General features: G+C 73.3%; 15 protein-coding genes. All 15 read right to left on the bottom strand.

The window, feature by feature from the left end; genetic code table 11:
- Positions 1–40: 40 nt before the first annotated feature.
- On the bottom strand, positions 41–376 hold the full coding sequence (locus ACFWFR_RS09680; RefSeq protein ID WP_056645228.1) for an Lsr2 family protein: 336 nt from the start codon (positions 374–376) through the stop codon (positions 41–43).
- 91 nt (positions 377–467) lie between these two features.
- On the bottom strand, positions 468–662 hold the full coding sequence (locus ACFWFR_RS09675) for a hypothetical protein (protein WP_068626860.1): 195 nt from the start codon (positions 660–662) through the stop codon (positions 468–470).
- An 80-nt stretch (positions 663–742) separates the two neighbouring features.
- Positions 743–2,281, bottom strand: coding sequence for a lysine--tRNA ligase (gene lysS / locus ACFWFR_RS09670; RefSeq protein ID WP_377622672.1), 1,539 nt, complete (start codon positions 2,279–2,281; stop codon positions 743–745).
- A gap of 115 nt (positions 2,282–2,396) precedes the next feature.
- Positions 2,397–3,308: a carboxylating nicotinate-nucleotide diphosphorylase gene (gene nadC, locus ACFWFR_RS09665; protein ID WP_318244418.1), complete on the bottom strand. Its 912-nt coding sequence runs from the start codon at positions 3,306–3,308 to the stop codon at positions 2,397–2,399.
- Positions 3,309–3,357: 49 nt separating this feature from the next.
- A complete protein-coding gene (locus tag ACFWFR_RS09660) occupies positions 3,358–5,040 on the bottom strand; it encodes an L-aspartate oxidase (protein ID WP_191802254.1) in 1,683 nt (560 codons plus the stop codon).
- 53 nt (positions 5,041–5,093) lie between these two features.
- The gene (gene panD, locus ACFWFR_RS09655; protein WP_225220106.1) at positions 5,094–5,522 is read right to left on the bottom strand and encodes an aspartate 1-decarboxylase; all 429 of its coding nucleotides are present in this window, start codon (positions 5,520–5,522) and stop codon (positions 5,094–5,096) included.
- 53 nt (positions 5,523–5,575) lie between these two features.
- Positions 5,576–6,616: a pantoate--beta-alanine ligase gene (panC, locus tag ACFWFR_RS09650; protein ID WP_191802074.1), complete on the bottom strand. Its 1,041-nt coding sequence runs from the start codon at positions 6,614–6,616 to the stop codon at positions 5,576–5,578.
- The gene (locus ACFWFR_RS09645; RefSeq protein ID WP_377622669.1) at positions 6,616–7,587 is read right to left on the bottom strand and encodes a Rossmann-like and DUF2520 domain-containing protein; all 972 of its coding nucleotides are present in this window, start codon (positions 7,585–7,587) and stop codon (positions 6,616–6,618) included. The genes panC and ACFWFR_RS09645 overlap by 1 nt, the downstream gene beginning before the upstream one ends.
- A 3-nt stretch (positions 7,588–7,590) precedes the next feature.
- Positions 7,591–9,210, bottom strand: coding sequence for a PH domain-containing protein (locus ACFWFR_RS09640; RefSeq protein WP_377622667.1), 1,620 nt, complete (start codon positions 9,208–9,210; stop codon positions 7,591–7,593).
- The gene (locus ACFWFR_RS09635) at positions 9,207–9,743 is read right to left on the bottom strand and encodes a PH domain-containing protein (RefSeq protein ID WP_377622665.1); all 537 of its coding nucleotides are present in this window, start codon (positions 9,741–9,743) and stop codon (positions 9,207–9,209) included. Before ACFWFR_RS09635 ends, ACFWFR_RS09640 begins: the two co-directional genes overlap by 4 nt.
- Positions 9,744–9,800: 57 nt before the next feature.
- A complete protein-coding gene (locus ACFWFR_RS09630) occupies positions 9,801–10,310 on the bottom strand; it encodes a DUF3180 domain-containing protein (protein ID WP_191802082.1) in 510 nt (169 codons plus the stop codon).
- Positions 10,310–13,078 (bottom strand): 2-amino-4-hydroxy-6-hydroxymethyldihydropteridine diphosphokinase, encoded by a 2,769-nt coding sequence (gene folK / locus ACFWFR_RS09625; protein ID WP_377622664.1) that lies wholly within the window; start codon positions 13,076–13,078, stop codon positions 10,310–10,312. The genes ACFWFR_RS09630 and folK overlap by 1 nt, the downstream gene beginning before the upstream one ends.
- Positions 13,075–14,028 (bottom strand): dihydropteroate synthase, encoded by a 954-nt coding sequence (folP, locus tag ACFWFR_RS09620; RefSeq protein ID WP_191802260.1) that lies wholly within the window; start codon positions 14,026–14,028, stop codon positions 13,075–13,077. The genes folK and folP overlap by 4 nt, the downstream gene beginning before the upstream one ends.
- Before the next feature lie 82 nt (positions 14,029–14,110).
- Positions 14,111–14,713, bottom strand: a complete 603-nt coding sequence (gene folE / locus ACFWFR_RS09615) for a GTP cyclohydrolase I FolE (RefSeq protein ID WP_191802262.1) — start codon at positions 14,711–14,713, stop codon at positions 14,111–14,113.
- 10 nt (positions 14,714–14,723) lie between these two features.
- A partial coding sequence (ftsH, locus tag ACFWFR_RS09610) for an ATP-dependent zinc metalloprotease FtsH (RefSeq protein WP_377622662.1) occupies positions 14,724–16,530 on the bottom strand: 1,807 nt, incomplete at its 5' end.

The raw sequence follows: 16,530 nt of genomic DNA, 5'->3' as shown, positions 1-16,530 counted from the left end.
GAACCGGTCAGGACGCCCCTGACGGAAGACGTCGGCGAATTCAGTTCGCCGCGTCGAATGCCTGCTGGATGTCGGCCGAGATACGACCGCGCTCGCTCACCGTGTAGCCGTTGTTCCGGGCCCATTCACGGATCTCCGTCGCACGCGACGGGCCGGCTGCGGAAGAACGCGCCTTCTTGGCCGCCGGACGCGCAGCGCCACGCGTGACCTTGCGCGCGTGACCGACCCACTTCGAGAATGCTTCACGCAATTCCTCGGCGTGCGCCGAGCTGAGGTCGATCTCGTAGGAGACGCCGTCGAGGGCGAACGTCACGGACTCGTCGGCAGACCCACCGTCGACGTCGTCGACGAGAATTACCTGAACCTTCTGTGCCACAGTGCTACCTCGCGTCTTCGAGAATTGATGCTGGTATCTCGAAGTGTGCCATTCTCATGGAATCACGTCAAAGCGAAAGCAGCGTGCCGGGCTACCGAGAAGTCGTCGAGGATTCCTGTGCCGCCCGTTCCTGACGCTCTGCCGCGTCCGCCTGGGCGTCGAGCTCTGCCATGGCAAGGCGTTCCGTGCGGTCCGAACGGATGATGGCGCGCATCGCGAAAAAGAAGAGGATACCGACCCCGACCGACGGGATCAGCGCATAGACGGCCGGCCAGAAATCAGTCATGCCCGCCAGTCTACGACCGGCTCACGGGTGCTGGGTACGTCTCCCACGACGCACCCAGCCCCCGCACCGTCACCTGGACGTCACTGAGCAGGCTTGACCAGCGGGAAGAGGATGGTCTCGCGGATCCCGTGGCCGGTCAGGGCCATGAGCAGGCGGTCCAGCCCCATGCCCATGCCACCCGACGGGGGCATCGCGTACTCCATGGCTGTGAGGAAGTCCTCGTCGAGGCGCATGGCCTCGTCGTCACCCGCTGCGGCCAGGAGCGCCTGCGCCTCGAAGCGCTGACGCTGGATGACCGGGTCGACGAGCTCCGAATAGGCCGTGGCCAGCTCGAAACCGCGGACGTAGAGGTCCCACTTCTCGACCTGCCCCTTGACGGTGCGGTGGTCGCGGGTCAAGGGGGAGGTCTCGACCGGGAAGTCGCGGACGAACGTCGGTGCGTACAGGTGGTCGCCCACGAGGTGCTCCCAGATCGCCTCGACGAGCTTGCCGTGCCCGGCACGCTTGGTGTCGTAGGAGATCTCGAGGCGGTCCGCGATCTTGGACAGGTGTTCCACCGACGTTTCCGGGGTGATCTCCTCTCCCAGCGCCTCGGAGAGCGAGTCGTACATCTTGAGCTGCGCCCATTCACCGCCGAGGTCGTATTCCTCACCGCCCGGAAGCTCGACCACCGTGGTTCCCAAGGTGTCCAGCGCGGCACGCTGCACGAGGTTCTGGGTCAGCTCGGCCATGGTGTTGTAGTCGCCGTAGGCCTCGTACGCCTCGAGCATCGCGAATTCCGGCGAGTGCGTCGAGTCGGCGCCCTCGTTACGGAAGTTGCGGTTGATCTCGAACACGCGCTCGACACCTCCGACGACCGCACGCTTGAGGAAGAGCTCGGGAGCGATCCGCAGATACAGCTCCATGTCGAACGCATTCATGTGCGTCGTGAACGGACGCGCCGCCGCACCACCGTGAATGGTCTGCAGCATGGGCGTCTCGACCTCGAGATAGCCGCGCTCGTGGAAGTTCTCGCGCAACGACCGCACCACGCCCGCGCGCAGGCGGACCATGTCGCGCGCGGCAGGGCGGGCGATCAGGTCGACGTAGCGCTGGCGGACCCGGCTCTCCTCCGAGAGCTCCTTGTGCAGCACGGGCAGCGGACGCAGCGACTTCGCGGCGATCTTCCACTCGTCCGCGAAGATGCTCAGCTCACCGCGGCGCGAGCTGATGACGCGCCCGTGGGCGAACAGGTGGTCCCCCAGGTCGACGTCGGCCTTGAACGCGGCGAGCGACTCCTCGCCCACGACGGCCTGGCTCAGCATGACCTGGAGACGGTTGCCCTCACCGTCCTGGAGCGTGACGAAGCAGAGCTTGCCCGTGTTGCGCAGGAACACGACACGACCGGCGACGCCCACGACGTCGTCGGTCTCCTGGCCGCTCTCCAGGTGCTCGTACGCCGCACGGACCTGGGCGATCGTGTGCGTGCGCGGCACCGAGACCGGGTACGCCTCCTCGCCCTGCGCCAGCAGGCGCTCGCGCTTCTCGCGCCGGACCCGCAGCTGCTCGGGGAGGTCGTCGGACTCGTCGACCGGCACCGGGGCGGTGGGGACGACGGGCGTCTCGTCGGAAGCGGGCACGGCAGCGGCAGCGGGATCGGGGGAGGTCACGCGTCGATTCTACCGGGGAGCGCCGGAAGGGTCTCCGGCGCTCCCCCGCGGTGCTCGTCCCGTCCCGTCCGCAGGGCGGGGCAGCTCAGCCGATCAGGTCGAGGGCCAGGTCGAGGATGGGCGCCGAGTGCGTGAGGGCACCGACCGACAGGTAGTCGACCCCGGTCCCGGCGACCTCGCGCGCCCGGTCGAGGGTCAGGTTGCCCGTGGCCTCGAGCTCGATCTTCGCGGGACCGCCCGGGACGCCCTCGCGCTCGCGCACCCGGCGGACGGTGTCCGCGAGCACGGGCGTGGGCATGTTGTCGAGGAGCAGGAAGTCGGCGCCCGCGTCGAGGGCCTCCATGGCCTGGTCGGTCGTGTCGGCCTCGACCTGGATCAGGACGTCGGGGAACATCGCACGGACGGCCTCGATCGCTCCCGCCACCGAGCCCGCGGCGACGACGTGGTTGTCCTTGACCATCGCGACGTCGTAGAGCCCCATGCGCTTGTTCGTGCCACCGCCGGCGCGCACCGCGTACTTCTCGAGGGCGCGCAGGCCCGGGGTGGTCTTGCGCGTGTCGAGCACCTGGGCGCCCGTGCCGTCGAGCTCGCGGGCCCACGCGCGGGTCGCGGTCGCGACGCCGCTCGCCCGGCTCGCGAGGTTGAGGAGCGTGCGCTCGGCCGTGAGGATCACCTGGACCGGGCCCGTGAGGGCCGCGAGGACACGGCCGCGGGTCACGGCGTCGCCGTCCTGCGCGGTGAAGGTGACCGTGACGGGCGCGAGCCCGAAGCGCTCGGCGACCTGCCGGGTGACCTCCTCCACGACCACGAGGCCGGCCACGACGCCGTCGGCGCGCGCCACGAGGTGGGCCGTCCCCGTGCCCGACGGCGGCACGGTCGCCTGGGTGGTCACGTCCCGGCCGGGCGTGGGGCCGAGGTCCTCGTCGAGGGCACGCGTGACGATGTCGGCGACCCACCGGGGGTCGAGACCGGGCTCGATGAGAGAGGGAGAGTTCACGCGCTCACGCTACCCCCGGTCGGCCGCGCCCCCCGGTCCGCTCCGTACCTCAGACGAGCCGCAGCTCCCCGTCGGCACCGAGCGTGACCTCGATCCGCCGGGCCCACGCGGGGCGAACCTCCGGGAAGTCGGTGCGGAAGTGCCCGCCCCGGCTCTCCTCGCGCAGCAGCGCCGCCTCGGTCAGCGCGGTCGCCACCTGGTGGACGTTCGTCGTCTCCCACTCGGCGGTCTGCGGCGCCGCGACCACGTCGGTCGCCCGGTGGGCGTCCGTGCGGACCGCCGCGAGCTTGTCGGCCGCGGTGCGCAGCCCCTCGCCGTCGCGGATCACGCCCGGCCCTGCCGACGAGATCGACTGGACGCGCGACCGGGCCGCCGCGGGCACGAGCGCGGCCTCGCCGGCCCGTTCCACGGGCTCGCCGAGCGGCAGCTCGCCGGCCGCGACGCGCGCGGTGATCTCCCGCGCGGCACGGTAGGCGAAGACCAGGCCCTCCAGGAGGGAGTTCGACGCGAGCCGGTTCGCGCCGTGCACCCCGGTGCACGCGACCTCGCCCACGGCGTAGAGGCCGTCGAGCGTCGAGCGCCCGTGCAGGTCCGTGACGATCCCGCCCGAGTGGTAGTGCTGGGCGGGCGCGACCGGGATCGGCTCCTCGGTCAGGTCGATGCCCTGGTCGAGCAGGCGCTCGGTGATCGTCGGGAACCGCTTGCGCAGGAAGTCGGCGCCGAGGTGCCGGGCGTCGAGCAGGACGTGGTCGGAGCCCGTGGCCGCCATCTGGCGCACGATCGCGTGCGCCACGACGTCCCGCGGAGCGAGCTCCGCCATCGGGTGGACCGCGGGCATGAACCGGTGGCCGTCGGTGTCGAGGAGGATCGCGCCCTCACCGCGCACGGCCTCCGAGATCAGCGGGAGCTGCCCCTTGGCGCCGAGACCGAGCCACAGCACGGTCGGGTGGAACTGCACGAACTCGACGTCGCCGAGCGTCGCGCCGGCCCGCAGCGCGGCGGCCATGCCGTCGCCCGTGGCCTGGGGCGGGTTGGTCGAGGAGCGGAAGACCTGGCCGATCCCGCCCGTCGCGAGCACGACCGCCCGGCCGAGGGCCGCGCCCACGCCGTCGCGCGACCCCTCGCCGCGCACGTGGAGCGTGACGCCGCACGCCCGCTCGCCGCCCGGGGCGTCGGGCGAGGTGGTCAGGACGTCGAGCACGAGCGCGTTCTCGATGACCTCGATGCCCGGGTCGGCGAGCACGGCCTCGAGCTGGGCCACGAGCGCCCGGGAGATCTCCGCGCCCGTGGCGTCGCCGCCTGCGTGCGCGATGCGGTCCGCGTGGTGGCCGCCCTCGCGCGTGAGCGCGATGTCGCCGCCGGGCGCGAGGTCGAAGTTCGCGCCGCGTCCCACGAGCTCGCGCACGCGCTCCGGCCCCTCGGTCACGAGGACCTCGACCGCTGCCGGGTCGCACAGGCCCCCGCCCGCTGCGAGCGTGTCCTCGAGGTGGGCTGCCGGGGAGTCCGACGGGTCGAGCGCCGCGGCGATGCCGCCCTGCGCCCAGACGGTCGACCCGGACGACAGCTCGCCCTTGGTCACCAGCAGGACGCGCGGGACGTGCGTGCGCAGCTCGAGCGCCGCGGTGAGCCCCGCGATGCCGGATCCGACGACGATCGCGTCGGCCGTCGTCGTCCACCCCGGGGCGGGGGCCGCCAGGCGGCGGGCGAGACGGCGGGGAACCCGGCCGTCCACGCCCGGCAGGTAGCCCTGCGCGGACTCGACGAGCGGCGCCTGCGCGGCCTGGGTCACTCGACCGAGGCGGACTGGAAGGGGGCGATGGGCAGCCCGCTCGGCTCGAGGTCGTACCCCTCGGGCACGAGGCCCGGCTCGTCGCTGACCTCGACGATGCGGTTCTCCTCGTCGACGAACACGACGTTCGGCAAGAAGTGGCGCGCCTCGTGGTCGGCGATCATGCCGTAGGCGATGAGGATGACGGTGTCCCCGGGGTGCACCAGGTGCGCGGCCGCACCGTTGATGCAGACCTTGCCCGAGCCGCGCTCGCCCGGGATCGCGTACGTCGTCAGGCGTGAGCCGTTGGTGACGTCGACGATGTCGACCTGCTGGCCGGAGATGATGTCCGCGGCCTCGAGGAGGTCCACGTCCACGGTCACGGACCCGACGTAGTGGAGGTCCGCCTGCGTCACGGTGGCGCGGTGGATCTTCCCGATCATCATGGGTCGCTGCAAGGAAGCGGGGCGGCGCGTGCCGTCCTGCGGTCCCGTCTGGGTCACTGCGTGCCTCCTGGGCGGGCCGTGCTCGTGACGGGGGGCGCCACGTCCACGGCCAGGTTGTCGATCAGTCGGGTGGAGCCCACACGTGCCGCCACGAGCAGCAGCGCGGGTCCCACGTACTCCGGTTCCAGGTCGTCCACGGTAGTCGGGTCGACCAGCGCGAGGTAATCGACCACAACGCCGGGGTGCTCGTTGAGCATTCCCGAGGCCACCTCGATGGCCCCCGCACCGCCCTGTCCCGCCGCGGCGGCCTCGGCTCCGGCACGCAGAGCCCGGCTCAGCGTCAGCGCGTCGGCGCGCTCCTGCGCGGACAGGTACGCGTTCCGCGAGGACAGCGCGAGCCCGTCGTCGTCGCGCACGATCGGCACACCGACGACCTCGACGTCGACGTTCAGGTCGGCGACCATGCGGCGGATCGCGAGGAGCTGCTGCGCGTCCTTCTCGCCGTAGAACGCGACGTCGGGCCGCGTCAGGTGCAGGAGCTTGAGCACCACGGTCAGCACGCCGTCGAAGTGGCCGGGGCGGAACGCCCCCTCGAGGACCGTGCCGATGCGCCCCGACGTGACGCGCACGATCGGGTCCCCCCCGGGGTACATCTCCTCGACCGAGGGCGCGAACACGAGGTCCACGGCCGGGCGGCCGGGCGCGGGCTCGGGGAGCCCTGCGAGGAGCGCCACGTCGGCGTCGAGGTCGCGCGGGTAGCGGTCGAGGTCTTCGTCGGGCCCGAACTGCAAGGGGTTCACGAAGACCGTGACGACGACCTGCCCCGTGGGGCCGACGCGCTCGCGCGCCGCGCGCACGAGCTGCAGGTGCCCGTCGTGGAGCGCACCCATGGTCATGACGACGGCCCGCGTCGCGCGGTCCGCGTCGCCGTGCCCGTCGGGTCCGGCAGGGCCGGTGCCCTGGGTGCCCGACGGCGCAGCGCCCGCGGGCGCGCGGGCGGCGGTCCGGGCAGGGGCCTCCAGGGCCGTGCGCAGCGCGGAGCGGGTCCGCACGACGAGCGGCTGCGCACCGGTGGTGGGCGTGGGGACAGACATCACTGACCTTCCTCGAGGACGTCGAGCAGCTCCTGGGCCTGGCGGGCGTCGATGCGCCCCGCGGCCAGGGCCCGGCTGGTGGCTCCGCGGCTGAGCTCGCGGTAGGACGCGGGCACGTCGGTCGCGGCGACGTGCGGAGCGGACTCCTGGGCCGAGGTCACGGCCAGCGCGCGCAGGACCTCGAGGTGCTCGGCGACCGTGCCGACGTCCCCGCGCGACACCGGACCCGTCAGGGCCGAGATGGCCCCCGGGCCTGCTCCCCCGCCCGCGTCGGCGGACCGCGTCGCGCCGTCGAGCGCGGCCGACAGCAACGGGGCCAGCACGCGCCCCGGCTGCTCGACGCCCGCGGCCTCGAGGGCCTGCGCGGCCTGCGCGACGAGGACCACGAGGTGGTTCGCGCCGTGCGCGAGCGCGGCGTGGTAGAGCCCGCGCGCCCCCTCCTCGAGGATCACCGGCTCGCCACCGAGCTCGACCACGAGCGCCTGCCCGATGGGCTGGACCGGTGCCGGTCCCGTGACCGCGAACGTCGTGCCCTCGAGGCGCGACAGGTCGAGCGAGGTGCCGGAGAACGTCATGGCAGGGTGGATCGCGAGCGGGATCGCGCCGAGCGCGCGCGCCGGGTCGAGCACCCCCGCGCCGTACCGTCCGGACGTGTGCACGACGATCTGCCCGCCCTGCCACGCCCCGACCTCGGCGAGGCCCGAGACCAGGCCCGGGAGGGCGTCGTCGGGCACCGCGAGCAGGACGAGCTCCGAACGGCGCACGACCTCCTCGACCTCAAGCACGGGGACCCCGGGGAGGAGCATCTCGATGCGCTCGCGCGACGCCTCGGAGATGCCGCTCGCCCCGACCACCGCATGGCCCGTCGCGCGCAGCGCGCTGCCCAGGACCGCGCCCACGCGGCCCGCGCCCACGACCCCCACGCCCAGTCGCCCGGGGCGCCTGCGCTCGGGCGTTCCTTGGTCGGTCATCCCTCAGTCACCCGTTCCTTCACCGCTCTCGATCCGTTCGACCGCTGCCGCGACCTCGTCGCGCCGCATCCACAGCTCGGGCCCCGCGTGCGCACGCGCCTCGCGGGCACGCCGTGCCTGCTCGTCCATGAGCGCTCCCGCGACGTGCTCGTCCAGGTGGGGCACCGACGGCGTGACAGGGCCGGGCACCGAGTGGACCGCGAACGTCGCGACCCGCAGGCGCCGCTGCCACGGCCCCTGCTCGAGGCCGAGCGACTGCGTGCGCTCGTGCGGCACGATCTCCACCCTGCGCACCAGGCGTCCGCGACGCAGGACCAGGGCCCGGCCCGTGACCGCGAAGCCGTTCCGGCGCCACGACAACGGGTCCAGGATCCGGGCGCGCCGCGGGGCCGTCGTGAAGTGGGCCCCGGCGTCGATCCCGGACAGGGCCTCGTCGAGCAGCGCCCGCGGGTCGACCGTGCCGAGGTCCGGCAGGACGAGCCACACCGCGCCCAGGGCCTCGTCGCGCGTGCCGACCGGCAGCAGGACGCTGTTGTTGGTCGTCCCGTCCGAGCTCTGACCGTAGCCCGCCACGTTGACCTCGACGCGCCACCAGTCGGCGCTGCGCCACAGGAGCCCCTGCGTGAGGCGGATCGCCTGGACGCGACCGGGCGGGATGGTCTGCGAACGGGTCTCGAGCAGGCCGTGGCGCAGCCGGATGCCGTCGGGCGAGATCGCGCTGCGGAAGTTGAACTCGCGCGTGAACCGTCCGAACAGGTAGCCGCCGACGCCCAGGACCAGCGGGAGCGCCGTGAACAGCGTCCCGATCTCGCGCGTGCCCACAGCGACCCCGATCAGGCCGAGCACGGCCACGACGAGGACGATCATGGCGACCGTGCGGATCAGCGACCAGATGAGGCGGCCCGGCGGGACCTCCATGACGGGCTGCTCGGGTGCCTCGGGCGCGTCCAGGTGCACGTGCCCGACGACGTCCCCCACCCCGGGGGCACCGGCGCCGTCGACGGGAGCCCCCGCGACGAGCTCCCCACGGGGAGCGTCGCCGACGGCGGGGCTACCGACGGCGCCCCCTGCCGGGGTCCCCCCGACGGCCGCAGCCCGCGAGGGCGTCGTGCCGAGACGCAGGCCTGCGGCCCGCGCGAGCAGCTCGGCCCGCAGGTGGTTCGCCTCGTCGAGCTTGAGGAAGCCGAGCTTGATGCCCGAGTCCGAACCTCCTGCGACCTCGAGCTTGAGCTCGGCGAGCCCGAACAGGCGCGCGACGAGCGGCTGGACGATGTCCACCGCCTGGAGGCGGTCCAGGCGCGCCTTGCGCTGCTGCCTGAACAGGACCCCCGTGTGCAGGCGGACGGACTCGTCGTCGATCGCGTAGGTCGTCATGCGCCACGCCAGGGCCGAGTAGCCCAGCCCGATCAGGCCGACCACGAGGATCGCACCCAGGATCTGCCACCAGCCGTTGCCGGCCAGCATGTTCTGCCCCTCGGGGAGCCCCTCGAGGGTCCGGTTGCCGACGATGACGAGCAGGACCGCGATCACGGACCAGCCCCGGACCACCGGGGTCACGGGATGGACGCGGTGCCAGGTCAGGTCGGTCGGCGGAGACTCGGGCGGAGTGCTGCGCTCGGTCATAGCCCGGCCAACCGTGCCTCTCCGCGCGATGCGAGCCGGTCGCGCAGGCGCTCGGCCTCGGCGGGCTCGAGCCCTTCGATCGACGCGTCCGTCGCGGGCGACGCGGTGTGCAGCTGGACCTGCGCGATCCGGAGCCTGCGAGCCAGCGGGCCGGCCTGCACGTCGACGTACTGCATGCGGCCGTAGGGCACCACCACGAGCGAGCGGAACATCACGCCCTTGCGGATCAGGAGGTCCTCGTCGCGCTCGGCGTAGCCGATCGCACGGACCTGACGGGGCACGACCACGACGCACCAGACGCCGATCACGACGGCCACGGCCGGGACGATCCACAGCCAGACGAGGCTGAAGACCAGCGCGAAGACGGCCCCCAGGACGAACGGCACGAGGAGCGAGATCGCCACCGTGACGAGCCGTGCGGTGACGAGCCGGCTCGAGACCCCCTGCCAGGTCACCCCGGGCGGGTCGAAGGGTCCGCTGGGTGCCGTCGCCGGGACCCGGTCGACGGGATGGTCGGAGGCGTGGTCGGTCATGGCCCCATCTTCCCATCCAGGGCGCACGCACCGCGTCCTCCGATGTGCTGACGCTCGTCAGCCCGCGGCGTCGGCCTCGGGCTCGTGATCACCGGGCGCCCGCGACCGGCCGCCGTTCCCCGGCTCCGTGTCCTCGGGCGGGAGCTGGCAGAACTTCTCCACCACGAGCCCGACGACGGCGAGCACGAGCGCGCACGCCGCCGCGATCCCTGCGGCGATCGCCCGGTCGCGGCGTGCCTCGATCGCCAGGTCGCCGAGCACCGCGACGACCTGTGCCAGGTACCACCCGGCGAGGAGCGAGCCGGTGAGGGCAGCCGCCTTGGCCAGCACCAGGGTGCGTGCCGCGCGCAGCGGGTCGAGCGACGGCCGACGTCCCTTGAGGTACGAGCGGACCGCCCACCCCGCCCAGAACACGGCCGCGGCCAGCCCGACCAGTGCCACGTCCACGATCCAGGGCACCGCGGGCAGGTAGGTCGCGCGGCGCTCGAGCCCGACGACGACGAGCCACCCGAGGAGCGTCGTGGCGACCGTGACGAGCAGGAGCGTCGTGACCTTGGTGCGCTGCATCAGCTCGACGGACCGCGCAGGTCAGCCGGGAAGGACATGGGCACACCCGTGATCGGTTCCTGCTTGACCGGCTGGGCAGGAGGGACGGGCTGTGCCGGGTGCACGGGCTGGAAGGCGCTGGCGGGCGACTCGTGGACCGGGCGGAACGCCGGTGCGGCAGGCTCGGGGGCCTGGGCAGGGCGGTCGACGGGCTCGGGGGCGATTGCCGTCTGCGGCGGGAGCTGCGGTCCGGGTGCAGCCTGCTGCGCCGGAGCCGTCAGCGCGGACCAGCTCGGGAGGGCCGGGGCCTCGTCGTCCGAGGAGCCCGTCGGCGGGGTGGCGCCCAGGTGGTCCGCGGCGCCCTGCGCCGACACGTCGGACCACAGCGGCGGGACCTGCGGGTGCGGCGGCTCCTGACCGTCCTGGGGGTGCACGGGGTGGAAGGCCGGGACGAACGGCGCGGGCTCGGCCGGAGCAGCCGGCCGCTCCTGGACGACGGGTGCAGGTGCCGGTGCGGGTGCAGGTGCGAACGCGGGCTGCTCGAGCGCTGCCTGAGGAGCCTCGGGCTCGTCCGGCCTCTCGGGGACCGCCGGCTCGGAGACTGCGGGCTCGGCCGGAGCGAGCTGGTCGGGGGTGGCCTGCGCCGGGGCGGCAGCCGGCTCGTCGACGGGCACCGCCGCCGGGGTCGCGGCCGGGGCGGGCTCGGGCTCTGCGTCCGTCAACCAGTCCAGCGCGAGCCAACGGATGCCCCCACGGTCGGGAGCCGTCGCGGCGAGCGTCGCGACCGGCCCACCGCCGAGCCCGGGCAGGAACGCCTCGGGGGCGACCTGCGCCCAGGGCTCCAGGACGAACGCCCGCTCGTGCGCGCGGGGGTGCGGCAGCTCGAGGTCCTCGGTGATCTCCGCGACCGTGCCGTAGACGATCAGGTCGACGTCCAGCGTGCGCGGGCCGTTGCGCTCCGCACGCACTCGTCCGTGGGCGTTCTCGACGCCCTGGCAGGCCCGGAGCAGGGCTCGCGGCGACAGGGTGGTGCGGGCGAGCAGGATCGCGTTGAGGTAGTCGGGCTGGTCCGGCCCGCCGACCGCTGCGGTCCGGGCGAGCGGCGAGACCTCGGTGATCTCCAGGCCGGAGATCCGGTCGAGGTCCGTGACCGCGTCACGGAGCGTCTGCTGGGCGTCTCCCAGGTTCGCCCCCAGGGCGAGGACGACCGGCACGAAGCCCGCAGGAGCCTCGTCGAGACGATCGGTCACCGGCACGGGCTCGGGCTCGGGTGCCGGCTGTACGGTCGGCTCGGGAGCCGCCACCGGAGGGAGCACGGGTTCAGGCGTCGGCTCGGCCGCGACCGGCGCCTCGGCCGCGAGCTGGGCGGCCTCCAGCGCGGGGACCGTCTCAGCGGTCTCGGCGAGCTCGCCGATGACGGGCGGCTCGGTGTGCGCGACGTGCACGATCTCGACGGGCTGCTCCGGCACGGGGACCGGGTCGACCGGGGCGACCGGCGCCAAGGACTCGATCGGCGCCGGCTGAGCCTGCTCGACCGGCTGGTCAGACGCTGCCGGGGCCTCCGGCGCAGTGGGCTCCGAGGGGATCGAGGCGACGGCGGGCTCGACGGACGCCGCGGGCGCGCTCGGCTCGACGAGGGCTGCGGGCACGGGTGCCGCTGCGGGGTGCTCGGCAGGGGTGTCCAGCTCCTCGTCTGCGACCGGCTCGGCCGCAGCGACGGGCACGACCGGCACGACCGACTCAGCAGGAACGGGCTCGTACGCCGCGGCTCCGTGCACCACGGGCGGCTCGGCGCTCTGCGCCTCGGGCGCGACGACCTCGTCGACCGCGACCGGCCCGTCCACGACGGCCGGCGCCGGCGCGGGCGAGACGTCCTCGACGACCACGGGAGCGAAGTCGGGAGCCGGCTCCGGCGCCACGGCCTCGGGGAGAGCCGGGGCCTCGAGGGAGACCGGTGCGACGTCGTCGGGCACGGCAGGAGCTGCCTCCGGGGCAGAGACCTCCTGGACGGCCGCGGGCTCGACCACGACCTCCTCGACGAACGGGGCGGGAGCAGGCGCGCTCAGGGCGTCCTCGGGTGCGCTGTAGAACGAGTCGAGCGCCTCGACGAACTCAGCGTCCGAGACGCTGCTCGTCACGGACTCCGCCGCAGGAGCGCCGAGGTCCTCGGGAACCGCGAGGAAGCCCTGGTCGGTCGAACGGTCGGGGGCCGCGACGGGGGCTGCGGGCGGGATCGACGGAGGCATCACGGCGGGTGCCTCGACGGACGCCCCAGCGGCGGGGCCGGGCTCCCCGACCGAGACGTTCCCGAGCACCGCGGGGGTGATCGACCCGACCGGGAGGGGAACCACGCGGGCGGACTCGACCGCGACCACGGGCACCTTCACGCGGTCGCGACGGATGACGACCTCGACGTCGTCGAACGGCACCGTGATGGGCGCCTGCGGCTTGTGGATCGCGACGTCGACCGCCTCGATCGTCGGGTGACGCAGCGCGACCGCCGCGACCCGCTCGGCGACGGTCTCGATGAGGTCGGCGGGCGAACCGGCCAGGACCTCGACGACGTCCTCCGCGACGACCGCGTAGCTCACGGTGTCCTCGAGGTCGTCGCCGGACGCCGCGCGCCGCGTGTCGAGGTGCAGCACCACGTCGGCACGGAACAGCTGACCGTCGATCCGCTCGTGCTCGAAGACTCCGTGGTGCCCCGTCGCGCTGAGCCCCGTGAGCCGGATCTGGTCGAGGGGGCGACCGTCGGTCCCGTGCACCGCTCCCTGGAACGCTGTGCTCACGTCGTACTCCTGTCGTCGCTGTCGTTCGTTCCGCTGCCGTGCGCCCGCTGCTCCGCCCGGTCGGGCAGGTCCTCGGGACCAGCGGTCCTTCCCGCCGGTGTGCCGGAGGCGACCGCCTCGGCGACCGTTCCCCCGGAGGCATCTTCCCCCGTCGCCCCGGCCCGAGTCCACGCCGCGGCGACCCGCACCGCGTCTGCCGAGGACCGGACCGCGTGCACCCGCACGCACCAGGCACCCGCTGCCGCCGCGAGAGCCGTGATGGCCGCGGTCGCCCCGTCGCGTGCGAGCGGGGGCACGGGCTCGCCGTCCGGACCCGCGAGGAGGTGCCCCAGGAACCGCTTGCGCGAGGCACCGACGAGGATCGGGAAGCCCAGCCCGCGCAGGACGTCGAGGTGCGTCAGGAGAGGCCAGTTCGTGGAGCCCGCCTTGGAGAATCCCAGGCCCGGGTCCAGGACGATCTGCTCGTCCCGCACGCCCGCCGACCGCAGCGCCTCGACGCGTGCGGCGAGCTCGTCGCGCACGTCCGTCACGACGTCGTCGTACTGCTCCAGGTCGTCCATGACGTCCGCGTGCCCGCGCCAGTGCATGACGACGAACACGGCTCCGGTCCTCGCGACCACCCCGGCCATGTCCGGGTCCGCGAGGCCCCCCGAGACGTCGTTGATGATGCGCGCGCCCGCCGCGACGGCCTGCTCGGCGACGAGCGCCCGCGTCGTGTCGACGCTCACGACCGCACCCTGGGCCGAGAGCGCGGAGATCACGGGCAGGACCCGGGCCAGCTCGTCCTCGACCGGGACGCGCCCCGCACCGGGTCGCGTGGACTCGCCCCCGACGTCGAGGACGTCCGCGCCCTCGGCGAGGAGCTCGAGGCCGTGCTCGATCGCCGCGCGCGGCTCGAACCACTCGCCGCCGTCCGAGAAGGAGTCGGGCGTGACGTTGACGACGCCCATGACGAGCGTCCGGTCGAGCTCCCCCAGCTCGGGCAGGAGAGCGGGGGCCGTGCTGTGCTGCGTGTACCGCACCGCGTCGTGCCTACCGTCCCAGGATCAGGCTCATGGCCTCGGCGCGGGTCGCGCCGTCGCGCATCTGGCCGCGCACGGCCGAGGTCACGGTCCGCGAACCGGGCTTGCGCACGCCCCGCATGGACATGCACAGGTGCTCGCACTCGACCACGACGATCACGCCACGGGGCGCGAGGTTCTCGACGAGCGCGTCGGCGATCTGCGACGTCAGGCGCTCCTGGACCTGGGGACGGCGCGCGAACACGTCGACCAGCCGGGCCAGCTTGGACAGCCCTGTGATGCGTCCGTCCGCGTTGGGGATGTACCCGACGTGCGCGACGCCGTGGAACGGCACCAGGTGGTGCTCGCACGTCGAGTAGACCTCGATGTCCTTGACCAGCACCATCTCCTCGTGACCGAGGTCGAACATGGTGGTCAGGACGTCGGAGGGTTCCTGGCGCAGACCCGCGAAGATCTCGCGGTAGGCGCGGGCGACGCGGGACGGGGTCTCCCGGAGGCCCTCGCGGTCCGGGTCCTCCCCCACGGCGAGCAGGAGCTCGCGCACCGCGGCGCGGGCCCGCTCCTCGTCGTACTCGGGGACGTCCGCCGGGGCGCGCAGCCCCTGGTCGGGCACCTGGGCCACGTCAGGCCTGCCCGTCGTCGACCACACGGTCCGCAGGGAGCTCGCCGATACGCTCGGGCGGGAGCTCGTCGGCGGCAGCCGCGGCCTCGTCCTGCGGGACCACGATGGGGTGCCCCTGGGGGTCCTTGGGCATGGTGGCCTTCTCGGCCTCGGTCAGGACCGGGGGCCGCTGCGAGACCGACCGCTGCTCGCTCGAGAGCCAGACCTCGCGCGCGTCGCGCTTGACGACGGGAGCGAAGATCTCGGCGAGCTCGGCCTGGTTGAGCGTCTCCTTCTCGAGCAGCTCGAGGACCAGGTGGTCGAGCACGTCGCGGTACTGGACGAGCACCTCCCTGGCCTCGTCGTGGGCCGACTCGACCAGGCGTCGGACCTCGTGGTCGACCGTGCCCGCGACCGACTCGGAGTAGTCGCGCGTGTGGCCCATGTCGCGGCCCATGAAGGGTTCACCCGCACCCGTCCCGAGCTTGATCGCGCCGACGCGCTCGCTCATGCCGTACTCGGTGACCATCTTCTTGGCGATCGCGGTCGCCTTCTCGATGTCGTTCGAGGCGCCCGTCGTGGGGTCGTGGAACACGAGCTCCTCGGCCACGCGGCCGCCCATGGCGTAGGCGAGCTGGTCGAGCAGCTCGTTGCGCGTCGTGGAGTACTTGTCCTCGAGCGGCATGACCATGGTGTACCCGAGCGCACGGCCGCGCGGCAGGATCGTCACCTTGGTGACGGGGTCCGTGTAGCGCATGGCCGCGGCGACGAGGGCGTGTCCGCCCTCGTGGTACGCCGTGATCTTCTGCTCCTTGACGTTCATCACGCGGGTCCGCTTCTGCGGGCCGGCGATCACACGGTCGATCGCCTCGTCGAGCGCGCGGTCGTCGATGAGCTGGGCTCCCGAGCGCGCGGTGAGCAGCGCGGCCTCGTTGAGCACGTTCGCGAGGTCCGCACCCGTGAAGCCGGGGGTGCGACGTGCGACGGCCGCCAGGTCGATCTCGGGGACGATCGGCTTGCCCTGGGCGTGCACGGCCAGGATCGCCTCGCGGCCCTTGAGGTCGGGGGCCTCGACCGCGATCTGACGGTCGAAGCGGCCCGGGCGCAGGAGCGCGGGGTCGAGGATGTCGGGGCGGTTGGTCGCCGCGATGAGGATGACGTTCGTCTTGACGTCGAACCCGTCCATCTCGACGAGGAGCTGGTTCAGCGTCTGCTCGCGCTCGTCGTGCCCGCCGCCCATGCCGGCGCCGCGGTGACGGCCGACCGCGTCGATCTCGTCGACGAAGATGATGGCCGGCGAGTTCTCCTTGGCCTGCTGGAACAGGTCACGGACACGGCTCGCGCCGACGCCCACGAACATCTCGACGAAGTCCGAGCCGGAGATCGTGTAGAACGGCACGCCCGCCTCGCCGGCGACGGCGCGCGCGAGGAGGGTCTTGCCGGTCCCGGGAGGCCCGTAGAGGAGCACGCCCTTGGGGATCTTGGCGCCCACGGCCTGGAACTTGTCCGGCTCCGCGAGGAACTCCTTGATCTCGTAGAGCTCCTCGACGGCCTCGTCCGCGCCGGCGACGTCCGCGAAGGTGACCTGCGGGGTGTCCTTCGAGGCGAGCTTGGCCTTGGACTTGCCGAAGCCCATGACCTTGGAGCCGCCGCCCTGCATGCGGGACAGCAGGAACCAGAACACGAGCCCGATGATGAGGAAAGGCAGGATGAGCGAGAGCGCCGACGCGAGGAACGAGGGACGCGCGATCTCCGAGTTGTAGCCCTTGGGAGGGTTCGCCTCGGTCACGGCGTTCACCACGGCCTCACCCTGGGGCGCGACGTAGAAG

Source organism: Oerskovia sp. NPDC060287 (assembly GCF_042726775.1).
In the GTDB taxonomy this organism is placed as follows: Bacteria; Actinomycetota; Actinomycetes; order Actinomycetales; family Cellulomonadaceae; genus Oerskovia; species Oerskovia merdavium.
Note: the sequence above shows the minus strand (reverse complement) of the source record. Positions and strands in the feature narration are given on the sequence as shown.